Consider the following 26,312-nt stretch of genomic DNA (forward strand, 5'->3'; position numbering starts at 1 on the left):
GTGCCACTGGTGTGGCACTTTGATGGTTTATCATTTCAATGCTAGATAAGCTTCTTCCGCTAGTTTAACAACTTCTGAGTCACTATTCAGCTCAGAATAATGCGCTAATGTCTCAGCAAACCCTTTTTCTGCGAACATTGCTTGAAGTTCAACCGCTTGTGGGTCGTCTTCATTCTTGTAATGGAACGCAGCAGCGATTGCTCTTACTAGGTGAGCATTCGGTAGACCATACTCTAACGTGCCATTCAGAGGCTTAACTAGACGGTCTTGTGGGCTCAGTTTACGAATTGGCTGACGACCAACACGGTCTACTTCATCACGTAGGAACGGGTTAGCAAAACGACCAAGAATCTTTTGGATGTAGGCAGCGTGAGCTTCTGGATCAAATCCGTAACGCTTAATCAGAACCGCACCGCTCTCTTCCATCGTCGCTGTTACTTCAGCACGGATCACGTCATCTTCGATAGAGTCTTTAATAGTCTCATGACCCGCAAGCACACCAAGGTAAGCCGTTACCAAGTGACCTGTGTTTAGCGTGAATAGTTTACGCTCAACGAAAGCCATTAGGTTGTCAGTGCATTCCATACCTGGGATGTTTGGAATCTCACCCTTGAATTGTGTTTGGTCTACGATCCACTCGCTGAACGTTTCAACGGTTACCGCTAGAGGATCGGTTTCGCCCGCTTCTGCTGGTGGAACAATACGGTCGACCGCTGAATCAACAAAGCCAATGTGCTCTTCAGTGAACGCTTTCATTTCATCAGAAAGATGCTCTAACACTGCTGCTTTTAATTGGCTAGTACCGCGAACCATGTTCTCTGCCGCGATGATGTTCATTGGTGCAGTGTTGTTTGCTGCTGCACGCTTTTCAATGCCTTGAGCGATAGACTTAGAGATGATTTTAAGAACCGTAGGACCAACTGCTGTTGTCACAAGATCAGACTCAGCAATGCAATCTACCACTGCGCTTGTCGCCGAGTTAACTGCTGTTACGTTCTTCACGATCTCAACAACACACTCTTCGCCAACAATCTTTACTGGGTATTCTTGACGTTCAATTAACGCATTAACAACCGTTTCATTTACGTCTGCAAACGTAACCTTCATACCAGCATCAGAAAGAAGCTTACCAATGAAACCACGACCGATATTACCTGCACCAAAATGTAACGCTTTCATAATTTTAGACCTTATAAATATTTGAATCTAGATAGCTAACCACTCAACAACATGCCTTGAAATCGTCGTTTTAAGCATTAAACAGTAAGCTATTCAGACTGAATCTTTAAAACCGATAAAGAGTAAGACCGAAAATGAGGCCAGTGGGGGGACACCGGCCTCCTTCACTCGGGAGCTTGACTAGAGCGTATTAATTTCCGTTTAGAATACGCAGAACATCATCTGGGTTAGTTGTGTTCTGTAAGCATTCCACTGCTTCTTCGTCATCAAGTGAATTGGTAATAGCCATCAGCACCATGTTGTGCTCATCGCCTTGTGCGGCAATACCGATAACCATCTTCGCGATATCATCTTCATCTTCGCCCCACTGAATACCTTCAGGGTACTGACAGAAAACGATGCCGGTTTTTTGTACGTACTGTTTCGCTTCGATTGTGCCGTGTGGTACTGCGATAGACTCACCTAGGTAAGTAGACACAAGCTCTTCACGAGCAAACATGCCGTCTACGTATTCTGGTGATACGTTGCCAAGTTTTACTAATTGTTCGCCAGCAAACTTGATTGCGTCTTCTTTTTGAGTCGCTTTAAGGCCAAGGAAGATGCTGTCATCAGTGAGTGCAAGCTTGTTGCCTTTTTGTGCTGGAGCCGGAGCTTCTACTTTCGCTTCACCACTTTGAGCATTCGTAGACTGAGCATCTACAAGTTCTACAACTAGCTGGTCGTAAACGCCGCCGTCTAAGAAGTTGCTTAGAGACATATGCATCGCACCTGGTACAGTTTTACGAGCACGGTCTGTTAAGTCTTTATGCGTAATAACAATTTGCGAATCAGCCGGTAGGTTGTTGATTGCGTAGTTGGTTACTTCAATGTCTAGGCCAGCTGTTGCTACTTTTTTACGTAGCAGACCCGCACCCATCGCACTTGAACCCATACCCGCGTCACATGCTACATAAACTGCTTTTACATCTGCTAGGTTTACGTTTGCTTCTGATGCAGCACCTTTAGACGACGCTTTCATGTCTTTCATCTGTGCAGACGCTTTTTCTAGAGAGTCTTCGTCATCACCTTGAGCTGAAGTCTTAAGTAGGATTGAAGCCACTACGAAAGATACTGCTGTTGCTGCGATAACTGACAATACAACACCGATGTAAGAACCTTTTGGCGTCATCAGTAAGACTGCGAAGATAGAACCTGGTGATGCTGGAGATATAAGGCCAGAATCGAACATTACGTTAGTGAATACGCCAGCCATACCACCTGCGATTACCGCAAGAATTAGACGTGGGTTCATTAGAACGTAAGGGAAGTAAATTTCGTGGATACCACCTAGGAAGTGGATGATTGATGCACCAGCCGCAGATTGCTTCGCGCTTCCTTTACCAAACACCATGTAAGCAAGTAGAAGACCAAAACCAGGACCTGGGTTCGCCTCAATTAGGAAGAAAATCGAACGACCAATTTCTTCCGATTGCTGGATACCTAGTGGAGAAAAGATACCGTGGTTGATTGCGTTGTTTAGGAATAGAATTTTCGCAGGTTCAACAAAGATAGATGCTAGAGGTAATGCACCCGCATCTACCATTGCGTTTACGCCAGCAGCAAGTCCGCCAGATAGAATCTTAACCGCAGGACCAATCACGATGAACGCGATGATCGCACAGATCATGCCGATGATACCGGCAGAGAAGTTGTTCACTAGCATTTCGAAACCACTCTTCACTTTACCGTGAACAGCTTCATCGAATTTCTTAATTGCGATACCACCTAGTGGACCTACAATCATTGCACCCATGAACATTGGGATATCAGTACCAACGATAACACCCATTGTCGTGATGGCACCCACTACCGCACCGCGGTCACCACCAACCATTTTACCACCGGTGTAACCAATCAATAGTGGCAGTAGGTATGTAATCATAGGACCAACCATTGATGCTAACGTTTCGTTAGGCCACCAACCTGTTGGGATGAATAGTGCAGTAATGAAACCCCACGCAATAAATGCGCCGATGTTTGGCATTACCATATTGGATAAGAAACGACCAAAGTTTTGAACCTTAATCTTTGCTTCTGGTGATAACATAGGTAGAACCCCGTAATGTATTGGTTGGTCAAATGACCGAAAGTGTGTACTCAAAAGTCGATTAAAATGTATCACAACATTTCCAAAATGCACCTCAACCCAATTTTAGTGACGAGCATCACACTCAAAAAACACTTTAGGGTTAACAAGAGTAATTTAGATCACAAAAACACCATGAATTAAAATTACAAAGGCAAATCAGTGAGAATAACTCTCATTTAATGGTGATATAGATCGCACTTTATTTTGTAATACTTAAAAATAAATAGTGATTCAAATCACATTTACAAAAAGATGGCACCTAAATTCCATTTATATCGCACAAAAGAACGCCGTATCACACACAAGAGATATGCACCTAGATGACAAGAATTGCCATTTGTGTAATTTAATTACAAAAAAGAGCGACATTTCCCATAACGTCAAAATAAGACATGACTTTCTACTAAAAACATAGACCAGTGAACTGCAGTTAGTATCAACAGTTGTGTTATTGTATTTATCTATTCTATACAACAGCCCCTCAACATTATTCAGCAGTTCTACTGCTAATTGAGAAATAAACTATGCCAGACAAAATTTCCACATCCGCACTCGCTAAACAAAAAGGCATAGAAGCTAAAACTTTATTTAGCGATCTAAAATCGGCGGGTTACATCGTGCGCTCACAAGAACGCTGGGTTCTCACAGAACGAGGAGAAAGCTTTGGTGGGGAATACATCGAGCACAAGAAGTTCGGTGTCTTTATTGTCTGGCCAGAGAAACTGCTTATCGATTTGGATTCATTCTCAGGAAACACATTGACCGCCACTCAGCTCGGCGGTGCCTTTCAGCTCAGTGCAAAGAAAATCAACTTATTGCTCAATGAGCTTGGCTGGATAACAAAAGAAGACGACGGCTGGCATGTCACCTCTACAGGCTTAAAAGCCGGTGGTGAACAAAGGGAAGACAAAGCCACTCAAAACTTATTTGTGGTTTGGCACGATTCGTTGGTTCGCAATAAACGTTTGAAGCAATCTGTTGTCGAATTTCTAGGGCATGATGCTGAAAGCCACTCTACCGATGTGTCATTTTCCAGTTTTCGTCAGAAGTTTGAAGCGAAGCACCGAAGCTTAGATGGACATTATGTGCGTTCAAAAGGCGAGCTGATCATCGATAACTGGCTTTATATGGCGGGAGTGGTTCATGCCTATGAACGTCCGCTGCCGATATCAAAAGAAGTAATGAGCGATTTCTATCTGCCAAGCGGCAAGGTATACATTCAGTTCTGGGGAACAGATTCAGGCCCTATAGAAGAGGACAAACGAAGTGCGACCAAGAAAGTTTACCAAGAGCATGGTTTTAGCTTGATTGAACTTAACCCTGAAGATATCCCAAACCTCGACAGCGTACTTCCCTCTTTACTACGCCAATATGGAATCAAAGCGTACTAACTGGCTGATTTTCGAAAGCCAACACACATCTAGATCACACTAATTAAATCATTATGGACATTATTAACCATAGTGATTTGATGTGTTCGCTATTTTTCCCAAGCCAATCTTCTATTATCTTACACCCATCGACTTGAGCTACCGCAGATACTCGATTTATTGGGGCATGTTCGATAGCCATTTAAGCGTTCGGTCTTTTAGAGACTTACTGTTCTAGAACGGTTTCTATAGAGATACAGCCAAAATGCGTTATCCGTTTATTGTTGACGTGACTGAACATAAAACCCTACAACATTTATTATTGATAGATATTAGGATTCAACATGACTCATCCAATCATTACTGATCTAAACACTCGTTACACAGCTAAAAAATACGATGCCGAAAAACGCATCTCTGCGGAAGACATGGAAGTAATCAAAGAAGCACTTCGTTTGTCAGCTTCTTCTATCAACTCTCAGCCTTGGAAATTCATCATCATTGAGAGTGATGCAGCAAAACAACGCTTCCACAACACATTCGAAAACATGTTCCAGTTTAACCAACCACATGCGAAAGAAGCATCACACACGATCTTGTTCGCTCATGACCCTAAGTACACTAAAGAGAAATTCGCTAAACGCGCAGATACAGAAGTAAGCTCTGGTCACCTACCAGCTGAAATGTACGAGCAATTCTTAGGTGCTTACGCATTTGCAGAAATGAACACAGATGAGACTGGTTTCAACGGTAACTGGACTAAGTCACAAGTTTACATCGCTCTGGGCAATACAATGCACACATTGGCTCGTCTTGGTATCGCTTCTACACCTATGGAAGGCGTAGACGCTTCAATGATCGGCGAAGAATTTGCTGACGAACTAGAAGGCCACGTTGTTGATGTCGCGCTAGCTATCGGCTACCACAAAGACGGCGAAGACTACAACCACGGTAAACCAAAAGCTCGCCTAGCTCTTGATGAAGTGGTTACAACACTGTAATAGCTCTAATGCATTATGTGCTAATAGCTCCAATGCATTATGTATTAATAGCTACAATGCTTAACTGCTACAACGCTTTAATCTTTAAAACGCTTTTTCGTTTTTCAAAAATATAGTTTTAACAGCACTTTAGACTGTTAAATTACACTGCCTTGTTTTGGCCAGACACTCGTCTGGCCTTTTTTATTCCTGCGATTTAAGACCTTGAGTAGCCCTAGCACAATTATTAGTCATAAAGACACTTAAGATTCATTTTGATTACACAACACAGGCAGTCAAAAAGACACAACAAGAAGATCAAAAACCAAACAAGTCCATTTAAAACAACACCTTAAAAACATGGCACAGCTAATGCAATGATGAGCTTAGATATTTAAATAAGGTATTATCATTATGACTATTCACGTTAAATCAAATGTTCACTGGGTCGGCGTCCACGATTGGGAAACAGAACACTTCCATGGTAAGGAATACCACATGAACAAAGGTACAAGTTATAACTCGTATCTGATTCGTGAAGAGAAAACGGTGCTAGTTGATACTGTTGACCATCGCTTTACTGAGCAATTCCTTGCAAACCTTGAGATGGAAATCGACATCAACGAGATCGACTACATCATTTGTCAGCATGCAGAAGAAGACCATTCAGGTGCTCTTTCTGCGCTCCTAGCCAAAATTCCGAACACACCCGTCTACTGCACCGAAGCAGGTGTTAACTCCATTGTTGGCCATCATCACCAACCAGACTGGAACTTCAGAACCGTTAAAACCGGCGACACACTTGACGTGGGTAACGGTAAACAGCTTATCTTTGTCGAAATGAAAATGTTGCACTGGCCAGATTCAATGGCGACTTACCTGACTGGCGATGAAATTCTGTTCAGTAACGACGCTTTTGGTCAGCACTACTGTGACGAAAATCTATTCAATGATCAACTAGACCAAGTCGAACTGCATGACCAATGTCTGCGTTATTTCTCGAACATCCTCACACCTTTCGCGCCTTTGGTGAAAGCGAAGATAGAAGAAGTGCTCAGCTTAGGTGTACCTATCGATGTTATCGCAACCTCTCATGGTTGTATTTGGCGCGACAACGCAACGCAAATCGTTGAGCAGTATTACGAGTGGTCTAAAGCCTACAAAGAAGATCGTATCACCATTGTTTACGACACTATGTCGAACAACACTCGCATGATGGCTGACGCAATCGCAAAAGGTATCCGTAAAGGCAGCCCAGAAACAGCAATCAAAGTTTTCAATATATCTAAACACGACAAGAACGACATTCTTGCCAATATCTTCCGTTCAAAGGGCGTGCTTGTTGGATCATCGACCATGAACAACGTGATGATGCCACAAATCGCTGCACTACTAGAAGAGATCCACGGATTACGCTTTGCAGGTAAAAGAGCTGCAGCATTTGGTTCTTCAGGTTGGACGGGGGGCGCAGTAAAACGTATCGACGCTCGCTTACATGAAGCTAACTTCGAAGTCAGTGCGCCACAACACATCCACTGGAAACCTGACACAGACGCACTTCGCCAGTGTATTGACTACGGAATGACACTTGCAGAAGTTTGGCGTGTAGAAGCAGGTGAAGTGAGCACACCAAAACAAGTATCACGTAATGTAACACCGCTTGAAGCCACACCAGCACCGGCACCAACACTAAGACCAACACAAACAAGCACGACGGCAGAACTCAGAGACACGACAGAGCAGAAGCCTGAAGTTGCTCAAGATAAGCCAGTACACGGAGCAGACTGCACTTGCTGGCGTTGTACTGTTTGTGAATGGGTGTACGACCCACAATTGGGTGAACCCTACCAAGGCGTTGAACCAGGAACACCTTGGGCACAAGTGCCTGATGATTTCCTTTGCCCAGAATGCCATTTAGGCAAAGAAGTGTTTGTGGAGAAATAGCATGTCGAACATTGTGATTGTGGGCGGCGGTTTCGCTGCCCTACAAACCATAAAGATGGTACGTAAAATTGACCAAGACGTCGCGATTACTATGATCACGGCAGATGCAGGGGTTGAGTACAGTAAGCCGAATCTTTCACACGCATTCAGCCAGGCTCAAACACCACAAGCGTTAGCCGTTAATAACGCTCAGCAATTGGCAGAGCAGTACAACGTGGTCATCAAAACCGGGGTGTTAGTCAACGAAATAGATACCAAGCAGCAGTGTGTTCATGTTGACGGACAAACTATCCATTATTCGAAATTGGTATTAGCAACGGGCGCGACGCCTTTCATACCACCAGCGGAAGGGCTTAAACACAGCGCAACCATTACGTTAAATAGTTTAGAAGAGTTCGAGAAACACAAAGCTGAGGTTGATGACGCTACACGCATCACAGTGATTGGTGGAGGCTTGATCGGAGTCGAGCTTGCATTCGACCTTCAAATTGCGGGTAAAGATGTCACGATTATCGAACCCGCAAGTTATCTATTGAACAGCCTTGTGCCGCCTTTCGTTTCGCTTGAGTTGGAAAGAGAACTGACAAAAGCAGGGGTTACCGTTGAAACGGACTCTGCGATTTGTCGAGCGACTTACCTGAACGATGGAGTCAGGCTACAAACTACCGCTTCTCGATTAATACAAGCAGATACCGTGATTGCAGCAGCAGGATTAAGGCCAAATACGGCTTTAGCCACGCAAGCGGGTATAGAAGTAAACAAAGGCATTGTGGTCGATGACACCCTGAAAACCAGTGCCCACAATGTGTACGCGATTGGTGACTGCGCCGAAATTGAAGGCCGCGTGATGGCCTATTTGCAGCCCGCCATTTTGTCTGCAAACGTGTTGGCTCAACAACTCTTGAGGGAAGAAAAGAATTTTTCGATAGTTGAAGAGAAGCTCTCGATGACAAAAACCAAGTTCAGCTTACCCCATATGATCACCAAGGTGAAAACACCGAGTTATCCTATTCAACTGGCCGGTCGTGATATTCACACAACCCAGAGTTGGGAAACACGATTTGAACCTAACGGGCTTATCGCTAAAGGCTTCAATGAAGATAACCAGTTGGTTGGATTCATTGTGACGGGAGAGCACACCAAAGCGGCGTTCTCTCTGCTCAAAGAGCTACAGGCAAGCTCACCCGCATAGGCTCAATAATATACGTTGAATAAAATAAGCGGCATTCGCTAAAACAAAAAAAGCCAGTCAATCGACTGGCTTTCTTGTATCTGCATACTTCGTTATTGGTGCGTTCGCACTATCCAATAAACGAAATGTAACCTTGTAGGATGATCAGGTTAACGATATCGATAAAGAAGGCACCTACGATTGGCACAACCATGAAAGCTTGTGGCGACGGACCGAATCGGTTCACCAAAGAACCCATGTTCATTACTGCTGTTGGTGTTGCACCTAGGCCGAAACCACAGTGACCACCCGCCATAACCGCTGCGTCGTAGTTAGAACCCATGACTTTGAACGTCACAAAGTAAGAGAAGATACCCAACACCACAGCCTGAACCGCAAGGATAACCAAGAACGGAATCGCAAGGTCAAAGATGTTCCAAAGCTTAAGGCTCATTAGCGCCATAGCTAAAAACAGCGACAATGACACCGTACCAAGAATATCGACCGTTTCGCTGTCGGTTTTATGCAGCTTAGTCACTTCAAAAACGTTAGTGATGAACACACCGATAAACAACGCGTAAACGAAGTCAGGAATCATCAACCAAGAAATTTCAAAAGTCGCCACCCACTGCTCTAAGTATTTCGCACCCGTGATACAGATAAGAAGAATGAATAAGACTTCAATCACCTTCTTCGCTGTCACTTTGTCTTCTTCATACTCGTTGTAAGTAACAAGTTCAGGAAAACGCTCGTGGGTTTGCGTGCCAGTGCCATACTCGGATTCAAGCTGGTTTTTATCAATCAGCTTTTGGGCTACTGGACTACCGATAATACCACCGATAATCAAACCAAACGTCGCTGAAGCCATCGCGATCTCTAGAGTATTGGCAATGCCAAACGTGTCTGAAAAAGTTTGAGACCAAGCTGCGCCCGTACCGTGACCACCAGAAAGCGTGATAGAACCAGCAATCAAACCCATCAAGGGTTCAAGGCCTAGTGCCGTCGCAAGTGTTACCCCTACACCGTTTTGGATAATGATGTAAACCGAAGCCACCCCTAAGAATAGGAATACCTTAGCACCACCTTTAATCAGCTGCGTGTAGTTAGCCGCAAGGCCGACCGTTGCAAAGAACATCAACATAAACGTGTTCTGCAAGGGCAAGGAGAACTCAAGATCAAGGCCGTTAAAGTGCAGGGCTGTAATAGCAAAAGCGACAATCAAGCCGCCGACAATGGGCTCTGGGATGTTGTACTTTTTGAGAACCGGAAGCTTTGCATTGACGAAATGACCTAGAAACAAAACACTAATCGCGATTAGGAAGGATTCTAGTGGTCCAATTGAAATTAATTGATTCATATAACCTCTATTTTTTTACGTTCTCATCTTCCTTAATGAGTCTAGTTTTATCTGTAATTATCTGTGCTGCTCTACCTATATTTATACAAACTGGAGAGAAATTGTAGATTCGAAAAGTGAACACATTACTGCGCTCACTTGGTGCCATGTTAGTGACACGTTAACTTTTATAAGAGGTAAAAGGATTTGTGACAATAATCACCTCCAAAAAGTTGATAACGGCGTGAGTATCCTTGCCGCTGACTCTGCTTTTTTAATACTTAAAAAAGCAAAAAGGAGCTATTGCTAGCTCCTCTTTCATCACCATCACTGGTAATTAGAATTTTTTCGGTGCGTAACCAGTCATAACCTCAATGCGAAGCTCTTTACCGATCTTCGTCATTGGGTGAACAATCACGAGCCCTTTGACAGACTTCTTAAGTTTACCCATATCCGCTTGCTCTGCTTTTGTAATCTCACGGTTAAATGGCATATCAACCAAAGACTTACGTTCTTGATTTACATCGAAGCTTTCTTTGTGTTTCAGCTGAGCAATTTTCTTGGTTAGCTTCTTAATCTCGTCTTCAAATTGACGAACAACAGGACGATCATTACGAGTTTTAGCAGCCGCTAACTTGTTGCGACACTTGTCTAGACGGTTGTTAATTTGTTGAAGTTCGTTTTTAACACTCATAATAATTTCCTAAGATTTAACAAGCCAATTCGGATTGGGGCGCGGAGTATAGCACAAGGGTTCACTTGAACCGAAATTTATCTATCAATTACCAACAGAAACGAATCACATCAACACGGGTGATTCAGCTCGCCAATTCTTTGTGGCCGAACCTCAAAGCGGGTTATTCATTAACCGGCTAGTGTTGACTTCAAAAATTGCTCTCTTCAATACTTCAAAATTCAGTCTAAACTTGTACTCTAACTACAGTAGATAGCTTAAGTTAAGTGACGTTAAGTTACATAACTTGGGGTACGCGGCTTGAGTTACATAATTCAGTGGACTCACCTTAGCACCGAGTCTGATTCGTAACATAATCACAAGGATAACCGATGACATTATTGAAACGAACACTGACCTACAGCCTAGTCCTTAGCTCAGTGTTTGCCGCAACTTATGCATCTAGTGAACAAAAAAACCAAAATAACCTGATCGTTGAGTTCTCTTCACCACAAAATACCGAAGAAGAACAAGTAAAACGTGAGATTCAAAACAGTGGCGTCAATGACACTATGGTTGACCTATCAAATCAGCTCTTCATGTTTGAAAAGCCATTAACCATTCAATACGGCGGAGAAGAAGGTCCACTCTACGATCCACAGACGCATCAAGTGCTGGTCCCTTATAACTTCTACTCTGAGTCGCTCAATTACTTTGAAAAGAACCAATACGAAAAAGAGTATGGGAAGACCGCGCAAACTGGCGCTATCGATACTTTGCTTCATACTCTACTGCACGAAGCTGGGCACGCTTATATCGAAGACCAGAATATTGCCATACTGGGCAAAGAGGAAGATGCCGTTGATAACCTCGCGACAGTGCTTTTACTTAACTATGTAGAACATGGCGGAGATGCCGCAATCAGCGCCGCTGACCTGTTTGCTTTCGAGTCAGAAGACCGCCCTGAGTATTACGATTTGGGTGAATACATCGATGAACACAGCTTTGACCTACAGCGTTACTTCTCTACTTTATGTTTGGTGTATGGCAGCGATCCTGATGCCTATAAAAACTTGCTCGATGAAGTTGAAAACGACTACCTAAAAGATAGGAAAGAGTTCTGTGTGGAGCACTTTGATGTCATCAATGCCAACTGGCACCGTTACCTAAAAGAGAACGACGAGAGCTAATGGTTTAACCCTCTATTAGCCTTCTTCAATACTAATCTTCATCAATAACAGTCTTATTCAATAATAAGCGGCTTAGTATTTTTCTAAGCCGCCCATAGTGATTTTTTAATTCAAGATATGAAATGAGATAAACCTTAGACCTTCACCTTATATTTAAGATCTTGAGCTTCATCGCCAGTCATGCCACGGAACCCCCAACAGTGCGATGGTTGTTCTTTGATGGTAATTTCGATATCTATTGGAGAGATGGAAAGTTGCTTTTCTATTTCAGAGAATATCTTCTTAATTAAGCGCTTCTTGGTGTTTACCGCTCGACCTTCCATCATATTGATCTCTATAACGGTATAGGCGTCTGTTCTTCCGTCTGGATAAAAGAAATCATCTCGCTCCAATGGCACAAATCGGTGCGCTCGCTTGTCATCGGGTAAACCCATCTCACTGTTTAAGCACTGTTGCAACACATTAGAGAGCTGCAACTTAATTGGATTTAAGCACTCTTTGATACCATATATAACAATCATGACCATTCCTTTGATGCGATTTTAGGTAAAGAAGAAAGTTAGATAGAAGCATCGTCTGGCGACTATCCATTCGCTTACTATTTGTACATATATTACCTAATGACGCGTACGAAAGAAGGTAAAAACAATGAATTTATGAGCATGTGCAACAAAAAGACCATACCTTCGCAAATATAATCTTCCGTAAACATAAACCGTTGTGAAACCCATACCTCGACAAACCTATCTCTTTTTAAAACATGAGCCTCGGCTTTGCACTCAGCGACACAGCCCCACTAGCAGCAATTGGCACCCCCAAATAAGAGCCATGCCGAATTGATCGAACCCCCTTAGCTCCGCGTATATCTTCTCGACCACATTTGAACTAAGGAGCGCTATGTGCCGAATTCATTGAGCAAGACTACACGGACAGACGCCGAACCAGAGACACCCACAGAGCCCACTCTAGAGCTCGCAGTGTTTCCACTTCCGATATTTATTCTGCCCGGAGGTCGTCAGAGGCTCCGTATCTTTGAACCTAAATATCTTTCAATGGTTGCACATGCAGCGCAAGGAGAGGGGTTTATTCTCGCCACTCAAGACGATACTAACTCTGAACACCTAAGCTCTTGGGGGACAAAAGTCTCTATCGTTGACTTCAATATGTCTGATGACCAAATTCTCGAAATAGACGTAGAAGGTCAAAAGCTTGTACAACTCCACTCCCCATTCCGGTCAGAAAACGGTCTGATTCACAGCCAGTTTCGCCCTCTGCCTCATTGGCCAGATCAAGAGTGCAAAGTACCGAATGTATTCACTGCATTCTTGACGCAGCTGTTTCGAGATCACGACTCCATCAGAACACTCTATCCAAGACCCGATTTTGAGAGCCCACAATGGATATGCGCTCGATTGCTTGAAATGATGCCAATACCTCTGGAAAAGAAAACTGAGTTCACAGAGCCCGCTAGTTTTCCGTCGTTAGTTCCGTTTCTGAATCAAATCATTACGGGGCAATAAACACTTTTATTCACTATAATTTTGTATAGTAGAAATTATTTTAATTTAAAGTGATCCCGACCTTCACCTTCCACGTAATGCCACTCAAATTCGCATGATGGTTGTTTACTATGCAAGTGGAAAGCAGAAGTACAGGGAACGGCAAGGAGCATGTCATTATCCCAGATAACAAAGTACCTACCGATAACAAAGTTCCTACTGAGCTCTCAAGCTGGTTGATTTTGGTTGGTTCAGACCGGGACAAACAGGCATTTACCTGTTTGTTTAAGTTCTTTTCTCCAAAGATCAAACGTTTTGGCATCAGTAAGTTGGGTGGTGAAGCAGCCGCGAACGAACTGGTTCAAGACACGATGACCAACGTGTGGAAGAAAGCACATCTCTACAATGAAGAGAAAGGTGCTGCAACTACTTGGGTTTACACCGTGATGCGAAATGCAGCCTTTGACATGTTACGCAAAGTCAAAGCCAAGGCAGAACAGTCCATCGCTGACGATATTTGGCCCATTGATGCAATGGTCGCTGAATCTCAGAGCGAAGATTTACCGTTTGGTGATCATCTCATGAGTCGGCATGTAATGACCCAGATAGAAAAACTGCCGCTAGCCCAAAAAACCATAGTGAAAGGCGTATATTTTCAGGAGTTGTCGCAAGAGCAGCTTGCCCAACAACTCGGAGTTCCACTAGGAACAGTGAAATCACGTTTAAGACTTGCTCTGGCCAAACTTAAAGTTCATATGGGGGAACAAGACCATGATTAAACATCATCCAAACGCGGCAATCTTGAAAGATTTTGTCGATGGCAATCTAGCGGATTCTGTTTCACTGATTGTTTCTAGCCATGTTGAGCTTTGCGAACACTGCCAAAAACAAGTAAGCATGTTGACCGCCCAAGCCGCTGACTCAGTCTTTGAAAACCAAATCCCTGCTTTTGAAAGCGATACTTCTAACTTTGAAAGCGATACCTCGGGACTACAACTTTCTGAAAGCGAAATGGACGCGTTCCTAGCCGATGACGGAGAGTTTGATTTTGATGCTATTGATAAAATCACGGCTGATTTGTCGCAGGCTGTTGAAGTCGTCATTGAAGCGCAACAAGAGACAGTGTCTGACACGACCTTCACGGTTCCTCGCGCGCTCAATTCAGTGGTAAGAAAAGACTGGATGAACCTAGGCAAGATTTCTCGCGCAAGACTGGATTTCGATGATGAATCTCACCACACCAGTTTGCTGCATATCGATAAAGATGGACAGGTCCCTTGCCATACTCATAAAGGTTTCGAAATTACATTACTCCTAGAGGGTAGTTTCGAAGATGAAATGGGTATCTACAACAAAGGTGATTTCATCTGGTTAGATGGAAAACATACGCATCAACCCGTAACCAAAGAAGGTTGTGTCTGTCTCACCGTTTCTAGTGATGCGCTTTACTTCACAAAAGGTGTGAGTCAGTTATTCAATCCGCTAGGTAAGTATATCTATTAACCCAGTTGCACGCTATAAATATACAGGATGGCATGAAGCTATCCTGTATATCGTCCGTAGATCTGGCTTAAAACATCAATGGTGTTGAGATTTCAAACACACCCGGCTCTGTAAGTACGATTAGCAATGTTGAAATATAATAAATAGCTCAAAGCAAGAGCAAAGGAGTTGGCCAATGGAAAAGAAAATTAAGATAGGTATCAGCGCTTGTGTTGCAGGACACAAAGTACGTTTCGATACAGGTCACAAACGCTCTCGTTTTTGTACAGATGACCTTGCAGATTATGTAGAACTGGAACCAGTATGCCCAGAGATGGCAGTGGGTCTTCCAACACCTCGCCCAACCATTCGCCAAGTTCGTCAGCTAGACAATATCATTCACGTTTCCCGACCTGACGGTTCTGGTGACGTGACCAATGATCTGATCGAGTTTGGACAAAGCTATTCAAAGAGCAACCAGCACATCGCAGGATTCATTGTATGTCAAAAAAGCCCAACCTGCGGTATGGAAAGAGTAAAAGTGTACCATCACCACGGTCGCGGCTCTGAATCGACAGGCGTAGGCATGTTCACTAAACAAGTGATGGAAGGCAACCCATTACTTCCTGTTGAAGAAAACGGTCGCCTGAATGATCCTATTTTGCGCGAAAACTTCATGACACGAGTTTTCACATACCAAAAATGGCTCGACCTTGTTGACGAAGGCGTGACCAAACACAAGCTCATCCAGTTCCACAGTGTGCACAAGTACTTAGTGATGTGTCATCACATTGAAGGTTATAAGAACCTTGGCAAACTGTTGGCAAGCAACGATCTTGAAATCGACGAATTGGCAAATCAGTACATTGAAGGCCTGATGACGGCATTATCTCACCATGCGAACCGTGGTAGTCATGCCAATACTTTGCATCACTTACAAGGCTACTTTAAGAAGCAATTGAGCAGTGCTCACAAGCAAGAGCTAACCAATCAGATTTCATCATTCAGGGAAGGGCTGGTTCCACTGTTAGTACCGTTAACGTTAATCAATCATTATCTGATGGAATATCCAAACGAGTACCTAGAATCACAAGTTTACCTTAACCCTCACCCTCAAGAACTTAAACTGAGATACGGATATTGAGCGATATTCTATGGATAAGACGAGACCTGCGGATTCACGATAACCCAGCGCTCGTCGCGGCTGTTGAAAACGGTGTAACTACCGCCGTTTTCATTTCAACACCGCAGCAATGGCAACAACACTATCTTGCACCAATCAAAGCGGATTTCATTTATCGCCATCTAAAGCAACTTGAATTACAGCTCGCTGAATTCGGGATAACGTTGCTGCACTTGAAAGCCACCGACTTTGACGACCAAGCCACGCAACTCACACATTTGTATAAGCAGCTTGATGCCAAGTGTGTATATGCGAATTCTGAACCTGAAGTGGATGAGCAGCTGAGAGACAAACGTCTGCTCGTGAATGGCGTCAAACTAAAGATCACCGATTGCGACACCATTCTTCCTTTGGGAAGTGTTTTGAATAAACAAGGTGAGATGTTCAAGGTTTTCACGCCGTTTAAAAATGCATGGCTAAAAGAAGTGCAAGTCAAAGGCATTAACTGCAGCCCTGCTCCAGTGATACCGGAAAAACTTACACAGACTCAATTTTCAGAAGACCAATCGCCTAGCGACCTAACCGCTTCTCGACTTGCCGCTGACTATGATTTTGACTTCCCACGCGTTGACTCAAACCGCTGGCCACTGAGCCAAAATGTATTAGAGGCCGTGATTCCCAACTTCTTAGAGAATAAAGTCGGCGATTATGCTCGATTTAGAGATATCCCTTCAGTTAAAGGGACCTCTGGTCTGTCACCATATTTAACGATTGGTGCGGTAAGTCCGCGCTGGTTAGCAATTCAGTTAATTCAACAACAGCCCGATTTGTTATTTGATACACAACTGCCAGCCTTTTCTTGGCTCAATGAATTGATTTGGCGAGATTTTTATAAGCATTTAATGTTCCATCATCCTAAACTGGTTAAAGGTGCTAACTTTCAACAGAAATACAATGGCTTAGATTGGTATCACGATCATCCTAGCTTCAAGGCTTGGTGTGAGGGTAAGACAGGCTACCCATTGGTTGATGCGGCAATGCGTCAATTAGTTGAAACCGGTTGGATGCACAACAGATTAAGAATGGTCGTGGCGAGTTTCTTGACCAAACACTTACTCATTGATTGGCGTTGGGGCGAACGCTTCTTTATGTCTCACCTTATCGATGGTGATTTCAGTGCTAACAATGGCGGTTGGCAGTGGGCTTCAAGTACTGGCTGTGACGCACAACCTTACTTTCGAATTTTCAATCCGATCACGCAGAGCGAAAAGTTTGATCCGAAAGGAATTTTTGTTCGTAAGTACATACCAGAGCTGCAAAATATTCCTGATAAGCATGTACATTTTCCACATGACTATATCGCGAAAAACGGAATAGACAGCGAATACTGGCAACCCATCGTTGTACACAAAGAAGCACGATTGAGAGCCTTAGCCTTTTTCAAATAATTAGAGCGAAGATTATGGATAACTCTCTATGGCTTAATAATTTTCTCAACATGTATCAGCAACTCGGAACCGATAACTTTGAGGTTCTGAAGACGGTTTATCACCCTGACATCGAGTTCCAAGATCCGCTGCATCAAGTCAGCGGTATCGACGCATTGACTCATTATTTCGAAAACATCTACACCCAAGTTACCAGTTGTTATTTCCACATCGAACACGCTTTTGAAAGCGGCAACGAGGCCTCAGTCTACTGGACGATGCAATTCGCTCACAAGCAGCTGAACGGTCAAAAGCCTATCGAAGTTCAAGGGCACAGTCACCTTAAGATGCATGAAAACCAAGTCATCTACCACAGAGACTATCTCGATGTCGGATCCATGTTGTACGAGCACATCCCAGTTTTAGGCTGCGCAATCAAATCCATCAAAAAAAGAGCGAGCCGCTAATGCGTATTATGATAACCGGCGCAACCTCTGGAATCGGCCAATCCCTCTCACTAGATTATGCACAGCAAGGGCATCAAGTGATTGCTTGCGGGCGCAACCCAGAAAAATTACAGGCACTCGTAGATTCTCACGAGACAGACCTGTCCAACTCATCAATTACACCTCTCTGCTTTGATTTAACCGATTACCAAAATTTTCCTGAGCTTTCTCAAGACGAACCTCTCGACCTGCTCATTTTGAACGCCGGAGATTGTGAGTACATCGACGACCCGTTGAATTTTGACGCTGAGCTTTTTGAGCGCGTCATCAACATAAACCTGATTTCAATTGGTTACGCCCTTAAAGCCTGGCTAAAAAACATTAAGACCGGCGGCCGCTTGGTTTTAGTCAGCTCCAGCGCCAGTTTTTTGCCCTTACCTAGAGCAGAAGCTTATGGCGCCTCGAAAGCAGCCCTCACCTATTTAGGCAGAACACTGTCGGTTGATTTGGCCGAGCATAATATTCATGTCTCAATTGTGCACCCAGGCTTTGTTGAAACGCCATTAACCGAGCGAAACTCCTTCGCTATGCCTATGATTATTAGTAGTGAGGCCGCAACTCAGCGAATCGTAAATGGTATTGCTCAAGGAAAGAGTGAAATCGATTTCCCAAGAAGATTCATTATGTTGATGAAGCTATTAAGAATGCTTCCAACTCCAGTTTGGCAAAAACTCGCTTCAAGGATGGTATAACAATGAAGAAAATCGCCATTATAGGTTCCGGTATTTCCGGGCTGACTTGCGCACACGTATTAGATAAACATCACGACGTCACGGTATTCGAGAAAAATGATTACGTCGGTGGGCACACCGCCACGGTTGATATTGAACATCAAGGCGAGGCGTTTTCGATAGACACTGGCTTCATCGTATTCAATGACAGAACCTACCCAAATTTTAATCAACTGCTCGAACAATTGGGTGTCGAAAGGCAACCGACCGAGATGAGCTTCAGCGTTCACAACACGACAACCAAGTTTGAATACAACGGCCATAGCATCAACTCTTTGTTTGCTCAGAGAAGTAATATTTTCAAACCTCAGTTCTGGTCTTTGGTCTCTGACATTCTTAAGTTCAATAAACTATGCAAAGCCCAGTTCGAAAGTAACGAGTTTACGCCAGACGTAACCCTTGGTAATTTCCTACGCGACAACCAATTTTCAGACTTCTTTAGTCAGCACTACATCTTGCCGATGGGCGCCGCTATCTGGTCGACAAGCTTAGAAGAGATGGAAGAGTTTGAGCTTAAATTCTTCGTCCAGTTCTTCTACAACCACGGCCTACTGGACATTGCGAACCGCCCTCAATGGTACGTCGTCCCTAAAGGTTCTCGCTCTTACGTTGAGATCATACTTTCTCGCTTAAGCAAACCCGTCGCGTTAAACACGTCGATCAAACAAGTGACTCGTCAAGAATCAGGTGTCACCGTTGAATTCGAAGATGGCGGTACACAAAACTTCGACGAAGTTATATTTGCCTGTCATTCAGACCAAGCACTACGTCTGCTTGGCGATGCGACAGAGCAAGAGAAACAGGTTCTAGGCGAGATCCCATACAGTCGTAATGAAGTGGTTTTGCACACGGATACCCGATTATTACCAGACAGAAAGCTTGCATGGGCAAGTTGGAACTACATGTTGGATGGCGACAGCAAACGACCTGCCTGTGTGACTTACAACATGAACATTCTGCAAGGGATCGAAAGCCAACACACCTTCTGTGTGACCTTGAATCAGAGCGAAGCCATTGACCCAAACAAAATTATTAGAAGCTTTGTTTATCACCACCCCGTTCTAAACTCGAACACGGTCGAAGCTCAGCACAAGCGCGAGCAGATCTGTGGCAAAAACCAGACTCACTTCGCCGGCGCATACTGGTACAACGGGTTCCATGAAGATGGGGTTCACAGTGCACTCGATGTGACCAAACGCTTTGGTTTAGATTTGAGTACGAGTTCAACGCTATGAGCAGCCAAACCCTGACATCCGAAATGGGGATCGCATCCGAAAAGAGTGAAGAACTCAGCGGTATCTATTGGGGTAATGTCAGACACCGCCGATTTGGCGATATCACTCACGAATTTAGCTACGAGCTTTACATGATGGGGTTAGATCTTGACGAACTGCCCCAGACCACAGCGCGCAGTGCGCTGTTTGGGACTCAATGGTACAACCCGATTCGCTTTGTTGAATCGGATTATCTCGCTGAAAAAGAAGAAAATGTCACCAATGGTGAACCTAAATCACTTAAGCAACGTATAGCTTCCAAAGTACAACAACTCGGTGGTGTTTGGTCTGAATCAAATCGAGTGACGATGTTGGCTCAGTGCCGTTGTCTAGGTATCTATTTCAGCCCAATCAACTGTTTTTTCTGTTACGACGAAACTGGAGATTGTCGCTATATGTTGGCAGAAGTGAGTAACACGCCATGGCGCCAACGACATTACTACCTGATCGACATGCATCAAGAGTTGAAGGTTAAAAAAGAGTTTCACGTTTCGCCATTTATGGATTTAAACATGACCTACTTTTGGAAGATTCAACCACCAGCGAAGCGAACACTCGTCCACATCGAAAGCCGCCGAGAAGAAAAGCTTTTTGATGCGACTCTAGCACTGACAAAGCAGTCAGTATCAAAGACAAACATTAGAAAAACGGTACTCAAAATCCCTGCAATGACCATCAAAGTCGTAATGGGTATTTATTATCAGGCTCTCAAATTATTTCTCAAAAAAGTACCGTTTGTGACGCACCCAGACTCAGCATCTTAAGCGTCTGCATTATGACTAAATAGAAGACTTCGGTTAGCTCAACCAGACGAGCAACAGATAACCTTAGTTGGCTAAATATTAGAATGAATTCTCAGCGAGGTTTACATGGAACAGCTTGCAAAACAAAACAACAATATTGAACAACAAGCTAAAGCCGTTGCTGTTTCGAGCAACTGTAAATATCGGGCTTTAATATTCAAAGTGCTTGAGCGTCTACAATTCGCGACACTCGAGATCATTGAGCGTGACCAACATTCGGTGTTCGGTGATCGTGAAGCAGACCTCAAAGGTCAAATCGTAATTCATGATGCCACTTTTTTCAGAGATGTGGTCATCAACGGCAGTATTGGTGCTTCGGAAGCCTACATTGACGGTAAATGGACCAGCCCAGATCTCACCAAAGTGATTCAAATTATGGCTCGAAATCAATCTCAACTCGACGAGCTTGATGATAAAACACAATGGATTTCTCGCATCAAAAATCTGTTATTACGTCGTAAAAATGCCAACACCAAACAAGGCTCTAAACGAAACATTCTCGCTCACTACGATATCGGTAATGAGCTGTATGAACGTTTCCTAGACAGTTCAATGCAGTACTCGTCAGCAATCTACAGTGAAGAAGCAGAAACCCTATCCAAAGCTCAGCAAAACAAGATGAGAACGATTTGCGAACGCTTAGAGCTGTCTGAATCCGATAACGTGGTCGAGATAGGCACAGGCTGGGGTGGCTTAGCCATATTCATGGCTCAGCATTACGGCTGCAAAGTGACCACAACCACTATTTCAGATGCCCAACACGCTCTCACAGAAGAGAGAGTAAAAGCACTCGGCTTAACCGACAAAATCACCCTCCTCAAAGAGGATTATCGAAACCTCTCTGGCGAGTATGACAAACTGGTCTCTATCGAAATGATAGAAGCGGTCGGACATGAATATCTAGAGACCTTCTTTGAAAAGTGTTCTTCATTATTAAAGCCTTCGGGAAAAATGTTAATTCAAGCGATCACCATCGCCGACAGTCGTTACGATAAATACCGTAAAGGCGTCGATTTTATTCAAAAATACATATTCCCTGGCGGTTGTTTACCTTCAGTTTCAGTGATGACCCAACATCTCGCGACTAGCACAGACCTTGTTGTCCAAGAAATTGATGACATAGGCCTGCACTACGCTCGAACACTTAATGATTGGAATGTTGCCTTTGAAAACAGTTGGGAAGAGCTCGAATCATTAGGCTATTCAGAAGAGTTTAAGCGCTTATGGATCTTCTACTTCTGCTACTGTGAAGGCGCATTCAAAGAGCGCGTGATCAGCACTCATCACCTAGTTGCTAGAAAACCTCGTTACTTTGGAGCAAAAGATGAAACGGTTTTGGATTATTAATCTCGTTCTGTTTCAAGCGACCTGGGTTTGCAGCGCATTCTTTACCGCGCAAGCCCCGTTCGTGGCGCCACTGATTGTGGCCGTTCACTTCCTTCTCTCCCCTACTCGCAGTAGCGACCTTAAAATACTCGCTTTATTACCATTAGGGCTATTACTTGATAGCCTTTTACTTCACTTCGGCGTGTTTGCCGTAGATTCTGAAATTGCCAATCAATCGTGGTTCCCAATATGGCTTGTTTGCCTGTGGATCATGTTCTTAATCAGCTTTAACCACAGCCTAAATTGGCTTTTAAAATGCTCAAAAGTGATCTTGTTTGTCATAGGGTTCGTAGCAGGTACTAGTAGTTATTGGGGAGGCATCAAAGCAGGTGCCCTTCTGACTACTTGGCCAGACGCATCGGTGTTAGCTGCCCTTGCAATAAGTTGGGGGATTTTGTTGCCCTTACTGGTGGCCGCTTACTCCAACTTAGTACAACCCAAAATGGCAACAACGAGGTGACTTATGGCTTTTCCACGCAAACCTACGCAAGCGTTCAAATCTGAGAGCGATGTAAGTTGCGTTCGCACTCAAACAAGCGAGCAATCAAGAAACCGACTATTTAGCTTAGTCACCTTAACCCTCATTTGTGCAGCGCTCCTATTTACCGGAAATGCCAAAGCGTCTGCCGTCGATGATTTAAATAAGCGCGGCGAAGGAGAAATGAGTTACCTGTTTTGGACTCTCTATTCAGCCGAATTCTACACCACACCTTCAAACTCTGAACGAGCATTAAAGATTGAGTACTTCCGTTCGATTGATAGTAAAGATCTGGTAGACGCAACCAAAGATCAGTGGAGCAAACTTGGTTATTCTAAAAATAACATTCAGCGCTGGTTGAAACCCTTGTACGCGATGTGGCCCAACGTTGAAGAAGGAAGCACGCTCACCATCCGTGTCGCTGAAGACAACATAAGTCGTTTTTATTTTGATGAACAACCTATCGGCACTATCCAAGACAAGCAATTTGGCGAAGCCTTCTTAGCGATTTGGCTGTCTGAGAACACATCTGAACCCGTTCTACGCAAGCAACTTTTAGGTCTGAATAAATGAACCCAAAAACAAAAATAATCAAATTCGCATTAGCCATTTTGTCACTCACTTGGTTAGCGGGCTGTGGCTCTGCCAGTTTAGAGAACCACGCAGGCACGACCCCAGAGCTAAAGCTTGAAACCTTTTTTAATGGTGAACTCAAGGCCTATGGAATGGTACTCGATCGTTCGGGTGATTTACTGCGCCGCTTCGATGTTAAGCTTGTCGCGACTTGGGAGGGAAACAACGGAGAGATTAAAGAGTGGTTCTCCTTTGCTAATGGCGAGCGTTCAACCCGCGTTTGGAACCTCATCAAAACCGGTGACAACACCTACACCGGCACCGCCAATGATGTGGTTGGTACAGCTTATGGGGAGACTCAAGGCTCGGCTTTGTATTGGAAATACGATTTAGAAATCGAAGTAGACGGTAGCACCTATGAAGTGGTGCTTGATGATTGGATGTTCTTAATGGACGAAAAACGCTTATTTAACAAAACCGAGATGTCTAAGTTCGGATTTAAAGTTGGTGAAGTGATTTTGTATATCGAGAAGATTTAATTTAACCGTCGTTTCTTATTCTCAGTTTCTTCAACGATAACCTTTACCCCAACAGATAATCTCAGCCCTTAATATAATCTCAGCCCACGATACATTCTCAGCCCACAATAGAAAACTGTGGGCTGTTCTGTTTAATCCCTCGAATAGCATACCTGCATGCTCAAGCCTTTGTGCTAAGATGCGCCACCAGCATACAAATGGGCTAAACTCAGTTGAACGGATGTGATACACAGTTCCACCAATTAAGAGCACTTCCCCATTGGTTTCGCTAAGCGTAGATTCCCTACCATGAATAATTGAAAAGGCTTTAAAGCATGAGCAAGTTGACCTCAGCGGAGCGTAAAGCTCGCGACAATGAACGTTTCTCACAACGTGTAAACGACCGCAGAGAAAAAGGCGAAGACGTAGTTGCTTACGCACTGACCAACAAGAAAGCTGTAAAATTCCTGACTAAGTCGGAAAAGAAACGCTTCAATGAAGCGAAAGTCATTCGCCAAGAAGAACAGCGTGTGAAAGATCAAGAAGAGCTCAACAGAATCGAAGACTCATTCACGACCAAACAGTTCGACGAAGAGTAATCTGATTTCGAAAGCGCTGGCCCTGTGCCGGCGTTTTTACTTTTTAGCTCTCCTTCTTTTTTCCTTCCCTGTTTACATCACCTTTCTCACACCTCAATTCTATCGACCAATCTTAATCATAAGCCTCAGCATCTTGGTCTTAGATCTCAGAAAACAGGGATTCAAAGCCTTACTATCTCAATTCAATTCAACAACTCCGAGTCCCCATGATTTTAATCACCGGATCAAGCAGCGGTTTAGGCGCAGCTTTAGCCAAGCAATATGCGAACACATCGAACAGCAATCAACGCCTAATGATCACTGGCCGCAGCTCTCAGCGTTTAACTGAATTAGCGAAGAGCCTACCAGCGGATACCGTTAGCCAAGCCTGTAACTTATGTGACCCGCGCTCCGTGAGCGAACTGCTTGATGCCTTACCAGAAACACCAAAGCTGGTGATTCATAGCGCAGGCAGTGGGTACTTCGGTAAAATTGAACAACAAGATCCCACAGCAATTAGCGACATGCTGAAAAACAACATCGAGTCCTCGATATTTCTGATTCGCGAGCTTGTTCAGCGTTACAAGGATCAACCTGTCACCATTGCTGTCGTAATGTCGACCGCGGCTCAAGGCGCTAAAGCAGAAGAGTCGACTTACTGCGCAGCAAAATGGGCCGTTAAGGGCTTTATCGAATCGGTAAGGTTGGAGTTAAAAGGTCACCCAATGAAGATTGTTGCGGTTTACCCCGGCGGGATGGCAACTGAATTTTGGGGAACCAGCGGCAAAGCGATGGATACCTCAAGCTTTATGACAGCGACAGAGGCTGCTCAAATGCTGCAGCAGGCGTTAACCAGCACTGAGCATGGATATGTATCAGATATCACGATAAACCGCGGTTAACGGTCAAAGAGAGCTGCGAACAAGTAAACAGAGCTATTCAGCTTAAACAGAGATTATCAGCTAATTATTTGTGAGGATGAGCACGAAAGTGTGCGACAATGCTCGGCGTAAATTCATATTCAAGGTTTATTATGAAACTTCTAGTTCGTAACCTATCGCGCTCTACTGCTGAGCAAGACATCCGTGTTCTATTTTCTGAGTTTGGCTCAGTAAAAGAGTGCAGCCTAGTTTTAGACCAAGAGACTGGCGAATCTAAAGGCTTTGCTTTTGTTGAAATGCCAGAGCACGAAGAAGCTAAAGCAGCACTAAACAAGCTAAACCTGTCAAAGCTTGGCAAAAACACGATTCGTGTAAAAGTCGCTAACTCTTAATAAGAACTAGCGCTATACAAGAACAAGCAATTGAACTGCCTCGTGATCTAGCTTCACAGTAAGCACAGATGATAAAGCCCGTAACGATATTCCGCTGAAAAAGCATAATATCGTTACGGGCTTTTTGCTGCTCGCGCTTTTTTTTACAACACTTTTCACAGCGTTTCACAACACAATCTATTCACTTATAGTTTGCGCTTACAACCCTTCATGCTCATCAATAGCATGCCTTGCTTCTGCCATTGAACAACCCGATTCCATCACCAATTGTGCGACAGTCATAGAGGGGTTAGCCGCCAATAGTGACGCCAAGCAAACCACAGGTTTAGGTAGCACTTTGTCGATTGCGGTTGCTATCCAATCGTCTTTCTCATGGGTTAGCATGGTTTTAAATTCAACGAGCTGATGTTCTTGAGCCACCAATAACCAATTACGCGAACGTCGAACTCGCTTCAACTGGCACCCACAACTTGCAGCATTGACCATCACTTGGCTTTTATCACTCACACGATGTACAAAACTATTCAGTGGAACGCTAAACATAACTCTCTGCCAACCAATATCTACCCATAATTTAAGTGCTCTATCTAGAATCAATAACTCAATAACTCAATAACTCAATAACTCAATAACTCAATAAAATCATGCTTAGGATTACACAGACACAAAAAAACCGCCAGTCATGCGCTA

The 26,312-nt window shown here is 43.9% G+C and carries 27 protein-coding genes; 21 read left to right on the top strand and 6 right to left on the bottom strand.

Annotated elements, in window-relative coordinates; all coding sequences use genetic code 11:
* Positions 1–30: 30 nt before the first annotated feature.
* Positions 31–1,179, bottom strand: a complete 1,149-nt coding sequence (locus tag BCU75_RS10265; protein WP_102473765.1) for a mannitol-1-phosphate 5-dehydrogenase — start codon at positions 1,177–1,179, stop codon at positions 31–33.
* A 190-nt stretch (positions 1,180–1,369) separates the two neighbouring features.
* On the bottom strand, positions 1,370–3,265 hold the full coding sequence (locus tag BCU75_RS10270) for a PTS mannitol transporter subunit IICBA (protein WP_076674757.1): 1,896 nt from the start codon (positions 3,263–3,265) through the stop codon (positions 1,370–1,372).
* Between the two features lie 566 nt (positions 3,266–3,831).
* Here BCU75_RS10270 and BCU75_RS10275 point away from each other — a divergent pair.
* The 4 genes from BCU75_RS10275 (at position 3,832) to norW (ending at position 8,793) form a co-directional block, all read left to right on the top strand.
* Positions 3,832–4,698 carry a glycerol kinase gene (locus BCU75_RS10275; protein WP_102465466.1) on the top strand — a complete coding sequence of 289 codons (867 nt, stop codon included), beginning with the start codon at positions 3,832–3,834 and terminating at the stop codon, positions 4,696–4,698.
* 323 nt (positions 4,699–5,021) lie between these two features.
* Entirely contained in the window at positions 5,022–5,678 is a 657-nt protein-coding gene (locus tag BCU75_RS10280) for an NAD(P)H-dependent oxidoreductase (protein WP_076674752.1), read from the top strand.
* Positions 5,679–6,071: 393 nt separating this feature from the next.
* Entirely contained in the window at positions 6,072–7,601 is a 1,530-nt protein-coding gene (norV, locus tag BCU75_RS10285; protein WP_102473766.1) for an anaerobic nitric oxide reductase flavorubredoxin, read from the top strand.
* A 1-nt stretch (position 7,602) separates the two neighbouring features.
* The gene (norW, locus tag BCU75_RS10290) at positions 7,603–8,793 is read left to right on the top strand and encodes an NADH:flavorubredoxin reductase NorW (protein WP_102473767.1); all 1,191 of its coding nucleotides are present in this window, start codon (positions 7,603–7,605) and stop codon (positions 8,791–8,793) included.
* A gap of 109 nt (positions 8,794–8,902) precedes the next feature.
* Here the strand turns inward: norW and gltS are convergent, their stop codons facing one another.
* Together gltS and BCU75_RS10300 are read right to left on the bottom strand one after the other, a co-directional pair.
* A complete protein-coding gene (gene gltS, locus BCU75_RS10295; protein WP_076674743.1) occupies positions 8,903–10,129 on the bottom strand; it encodes a sodium/glutamate symporter in 1,227 nt (408 codons plus the stop codon).
* A gap of 316 nt (positions 10,130–10,445) precedes the next feature.
* Complete coding sequence (locus tag BCU75_RS10300) at positions 10,446–10,802, bottom strand: YibL family ribosome-associated protein (protein WP_076674740.1); 357 nt, start codon at positions 10,800–10,802, stop codon at positions 10,446–10,448.
* 371 nt (positions 10,803–11,173) lie between these two features.
* Here BCU75_RS10300 and BCU75_RS10305 point away from each other — a divergent pair, with 371 nt between their 5' ends.
* A complete protein-coding gene (locus BCU75_RS10305) occupies positions 11,174–11,971 on the top strand; it encodes a DUF4344 domain-containing metallopeptidase (RefSeq protein ID WP_102473768.1) in 798 nt (265 codons plus the stop codon).
* A 134-nt stretch (positions 11,972–12,105) separates the two neighbouring features.
* Here the strand turns inward: BCU75_RS10305 and BCU75_RS10310 are convergent, their stop codons facing one another.
* Positions 12,106–12,492, bottom strand: coding sequence for a tautomerase family protein (locus BCU75_RS10310; RefSeq protein ID WP_076674736.1), 387 nt, complete (start codon positions 12,490–12,492; stop codon positions 12,106–12,108).
* Positions 12,493–12,870: 378 nt separating this feature from the next.
* Between BCU75_RS10310 and BCU75_RS10315 the strand changes: the two genes are divergently transcribed.
* From BCU75_RS10315 to BCU75_RS10395, 16 genes are all read left to right on the top strand, one after another.
* The gene (locus tag BCU75_RS10315; RefSeq protein ID WP_102473769.1) at positions 12,871–13,491 is read left to right on the top strand and encodes an LON peptidase substrate-binding domain-containing protein; all 621 of its coding nucleotides are present in this window, start codon (positions 12,871–12,873) and stop codon (positions 13,489–13,491) included.
* 110 nt (positions 13,492–13,601) lie between these two features.
* Positions 13,602–14,249 carry a sigma-70 family RNA polymerase sigma factor gene (locus BCU75_RS10320; RefSeq protein ID WP_076674730.1) on the top strand — a complete coding sequence of 216 codons (648 nt, stop codon included), beginning with the start codon at positions 13,602–13,604 and terminating at the stop codon, positions 14,247–14,249.
* On the top strand, positions 14,242–14,973 hold the full coding sequence (locus BCU75_RS10325) for a ChrR family anti-sigma-E factor (protein ID WP_102473770.1): 732 nt from the start codon (positions 14,242–14,244) through the stop codon (positions 14,971–14,973). The genes BCU75_RS10320 and BCU75_RS10325 overlap by 8 nt, the downstream gene beginning before the upstream one ends.
* Before the next feature lie 175 nt (positions 14,974–15,148).
* Complete coding sequence (locus BCU75_RS10330; protein WP_076674725.1) at positions 15,149–16,096, top strand: YbgA family protein; 948 nt, start codon at positions 15,149–15,151, stop codon at positions 16,094–16,096.
* The gene (gene phrB / locus BCU75_RS10335) at positions 16,093–17,523 is read left to right on the top strand and encodes a deoxyribodipyrimidine photo-lyase (protein WP_102473771.1); all 1,431 of its coding nucleotides are present in this window, start codon (positions 16,093–16,095) and stop codon (positions 17,521–17,523) included. Before BCU75_RS10330 ends, phrB begins: the two co-directional genes overlap by 4 nt.
* A gap of 14 nt (positions 17,524–17,537) precedes the next feature.
* Positions 17,538–17,969: a nuclear transport factor 2 family protein gene (locus tag BCU75_RS10340; protein ID WP_076674720.1), complete on the top strand. Its 432-nt coding sequence runs from the start codon at positions 17,538–17,540 to the stop codon at positions 17,967–17,969.
* Positions 17,969–18,700: an SDR family NAD(P)-dependent oxidoreductase gene (locus BCU75_RS10345; RefSeq protein ID WP_102473772.1), complete on the top strand. Its 732-nt coding sequence runs from the start codon at positions 17,969–17,971 to the stop codon at positions 18,698–18,700. The genes BCU75_RS10340 and BCU75_RS10345 overlap by 1 nt, the downstream gene beginning before the upstream one ends.
* 2 nt (positions 18,701–18,702) lie before the next feature.
* On the top strand, positions 18,703–19,974 hold the full coding sequence (locus tag BCU75_RS10350; RefSeq protein ID WP_102473773.1) for an NAD(P)/FAD-dependent oxidoreductase: 1,272 nt from the start codon (positions 18,703–18,705) through the stop codon (positions 19,972–19,974).
* A complete protein-coding gene (locus tag BCU75_RS10355) occupies positions 19,971–20,777 on the top strand; it encodes a DUF1365 domain-containing protein (protein WP_102473774.1) in 807 nt (268 codons plus the stop codon). Before BCU75_RS10350 ends, BCU75_RS10355 begins: the two co-directional genes overlap by 4 nt.
* A gap of 105 nt (positions 20,778–20,882) precedes the next feature.
* Positions 20,883–22,163 (top strand): SAM-dependent methyltransferase, encoded by a 1,281-nt coding sequence (locus BCU75_RS10360; RefSeq protein WP_102473775.1) that lies wholly within the window; start codon positions 20,883–20,885, stop codon positions 22,161–22,163.
* On the top strand, positions 22,141–22,662 hold the full coding sequence (locus BCU75_RS10365; protein ID WP_076674708.1) for a DUF2878 domain-containing protein: 522 nt from the start codon (positions 22,141–22,143) through the stop codon (positions 22,660–22,662). The genes BCU75_RS10360 and BCU75_RS10365 overlap by 23 nt, the downstream gene beginning before the upstream one ends.
* Before the next feature lie 3 nt (positions 22,663–22,665).
* The gene (locus BCU75_RS10370; protein WP_102473776.1) at positions 22,666–23,253 is read left to right on the top strand and encodes a chalcone isomerase family protein; all 588 of its coding nucleotides are present in this window, start codon (positions 22,666–22,668) and stop codon (positions 23,251–23,253) included.
* A complete protein-coding gene (locus tag BCU75_RS10375; RefSeq protein WP_102473777.1) occupies positions 23,250–23,792 on the top strand; it encodes a DUF3833 domain-containing protein in 543 nt (180 codons plus the stop codon). Before BCU75_RS10370 ends, BCU75_RS10375 begins: the two co-directional genes overlap by 4 nt.
* Positions 23,793–24,106: 314 nt before the next feature.
* On the top strand, positions 24,107–24,370 hold the full coding sequence (locus BCU75_RS10385; RefSeq protein ID WP_004732701.1) for a hypothetical protein: 264 nt from the start codon (positions 24,107–24,109) through the stop codon (positions 24,368–24,370).
* 206 nt (positions 24,371–24,576) lie between these two features.
* The gene (locus BCU75_RS10390; RefSeq protein WP_102473778.1) at positions 24,577–25,251 is read left to right on the top strand and encodes an SDR family NAD(P)-dependent oxidoreductase; all 675 of its coding nucleotides are present in this window, start codon (positions 24,577–24,579) and stop codon (positions 25,249–25,251) included.
* Positions 25,252–25,382: 131 nt separating this feature from the next.
* Positions 25,383–25,622: an RNA recognition motif domain-containing protein gene (locus tag BCU75_RS10395; protein ID WP_004732698.1), complete on the top strand. Its 240-nt coding sequence runs from the start codon at positions 25,383–25,385 to the stop codon at positions 25,620–25,622.
* Between the two features lie 198 nt (positions 25,623–25,820).
* Here BCU75_RS10395 and BCU75_RS10400 read toward each other — a convergent pair whose 3' ends face one another.
* Entirely contained in the window at positions 25,821–26,165 is a 345-nt protein-coding gene (locus tag BCU75_RS10400) for a ribosome recycling factor family protein (RefSeq protein WP_102473779.1), read from the bottom strand.
* Positions 26,166–26,312 lie beyond the last annotated feature (147 nt).

The organism is Vibrio splendidus (assembly GCF_002873455.1).
GTDB classification, from domain to species: domain Bacteria; phylum Pseudomonadota; class Gammaproteobacteria; order Enterobacterales; family Vibrionaceae; genus Vibrio; species Vibrio splendidus_J.

Coding starts and splice junctions, on each gene's coding strand:
- BCU75_RS10395 (WP_004732698.1), top strand. CDS start 25,383: ATGAAACTTCTAGTTCGTAACCTATCGCGCTCTACTGCTGAGCAAGAC.
- BCU75_RS10370 (WP_102473776.1), top strand. CDS start 22,666: ATGGCTTTTCCACGCAAACCTACGCAAGCGTTCAAATCTGAGAGCGAT.
- BCU75_RS10325 (WP_102473770.1), top strand. CDS start 14,242: ATGATTAAACATCATCCAAACGCGGCAATCTTGAAAGATTTTGTCGAT.
- BCU75_RS10390 (WP_102473778.1), top strand. CDS start 24,577: ATGATTTTAATCACCGGATCAAGCAGCGGTTTAGGCGCAGCTTTAGCC.
- BCU75_RS10305 (WP_102473768.1), top strand. CDS start 11,174: ATGACATTATTGAAACGAACACTGACCTACAGCCTAGTCCTTAGCTCA.
- BCU75_RS10300 (WP_076674740.1), bottom strand. CDS start 10,802: ATGAGTGTTAAAAACGAACTTCAACAAATTAACAACCGTCTAGACAAG.
- BCU75_RS10400 (WP_102473779.1), bottom strand. CDS start 26,165: ATGTTTAGCGTTCCACTGAATAGTTTTGTACATCGTGTGAGTGATAAA.
- norV (WP_102473766.1), top strand. CDS start 6,072: ATGACTATTCACGTTAAATCAAATGTTCACTGGGTCGGCGTCCACGAT.
- BCU75_RS10345 (WP_102473772.1), top strand. CDS start 17,969: ATGCGTATTATGATAACCGGCGCAACCTCTGGAATCGGCCAATCCCTC.
- BCU75_RS10320 (WP_076674730.1), top strand. CDS start 13,602: ATGCAAGTGGAAAGCAGAAGTACAGGGAACGGCAAGGAGCATGTCATT.
- norW (WP_102473767.1), top strand. CDS start 7,603: ATGTCGAACATTGTGATTGTGGGCGGCGGTTTCGCTGCCCTACAAACC.
- BCU75_RS10375 (WP_102473777.1), top strand. CDS start 23,250: ATGAACCCAAAAACAAAAATAATCAAATTCGCATTAGCCATTTTGTCA.
- BCU75_RS10350 (WP_102473773.1), top strand. CDS start 18,703: ATGAAGAAAATCGCCATTATAGGTTCCGGTATTTCCGGGCTGACTTGC.
- BCU75_RS10270 (WP_076674757.1), bottom strand. CDS start 3,265: ATGTTATCACCAGAAGCAAAGATTAAGGTTCAAAACTTTGGTCGTTTC.
- BCU75_RS10340 (WP_076674720.1), top strand. CDS start 17,538: ATGGATAACTCTCTATGGCTTAATAATTTTCTCAACATGTATCAGCAA.
- BCU75_RS10280 (WP_076674752.1), top strand. CDS start 5,022: ATGACTCATCCAATCATTACTGATCTAAACACTCGTTACACAGCTAAA.
- BCU75_RS10310 (WP_076674736.1), bottom strand. CDS start 12,492: ATGATTGTTATATATGGTATCAAAGAGTGCTTAAATCCAATTAAGTTG.
- BCU75_RS10355 (WP_102473774.1), top strand. CDS start 19,971: ATGAGCAGCCAAACCCTGACATCCGAAATGGGGATCGCATCCGAAAAG.
- BCU75_RS10365 (WP_076674708.1), top strand. CDS start 22,141: ATGAAACGGTTTTGGATTATTAATCTCGTTCTGTTTCAAGCGACCTGG.
- BCU75_RS10275 (WP_102465466.1), top strand. CDS start 3,832: ATGCCAGACAAAATTTCCACATCCGCACTCGCTAAACAAAAAGGCATA.
- BCU75_RS10330 (WP_076674725.1), top strand. CDS start 15,149: ATGGAAAAGAAAATTAAGATAGGTATCAGCGCTTGTGTTGCAGGACAC.
- gltS (WP_076674743.1), bottom strand. CDS start 10,129: ATGAATCAATTAATTTCAATTGGACCACTAGAATCCTTCCTAATCGCG.
- BCU75_RS10360 (WP_102473775.1), top strand. CDS start 20,883: ATGGAACAGCTTGCAAAACAAAACAACAATATTGAACAACAAGCTAAA.
- BCU75_RS10385 (WP_004732701.1), top strand. CDS start 24,107: ATGAGCAAGTTGACCTCAGCGGAGCGTAAAGCTCGCGACAATGAACGT.
- BCU75_RS10265 (WP_102473765.1), bottom strand. CDS start 1,179: ATGAAAGCGTTACATTTTGGTGCAGGTAATATCGGTCGTGGTTTCATT.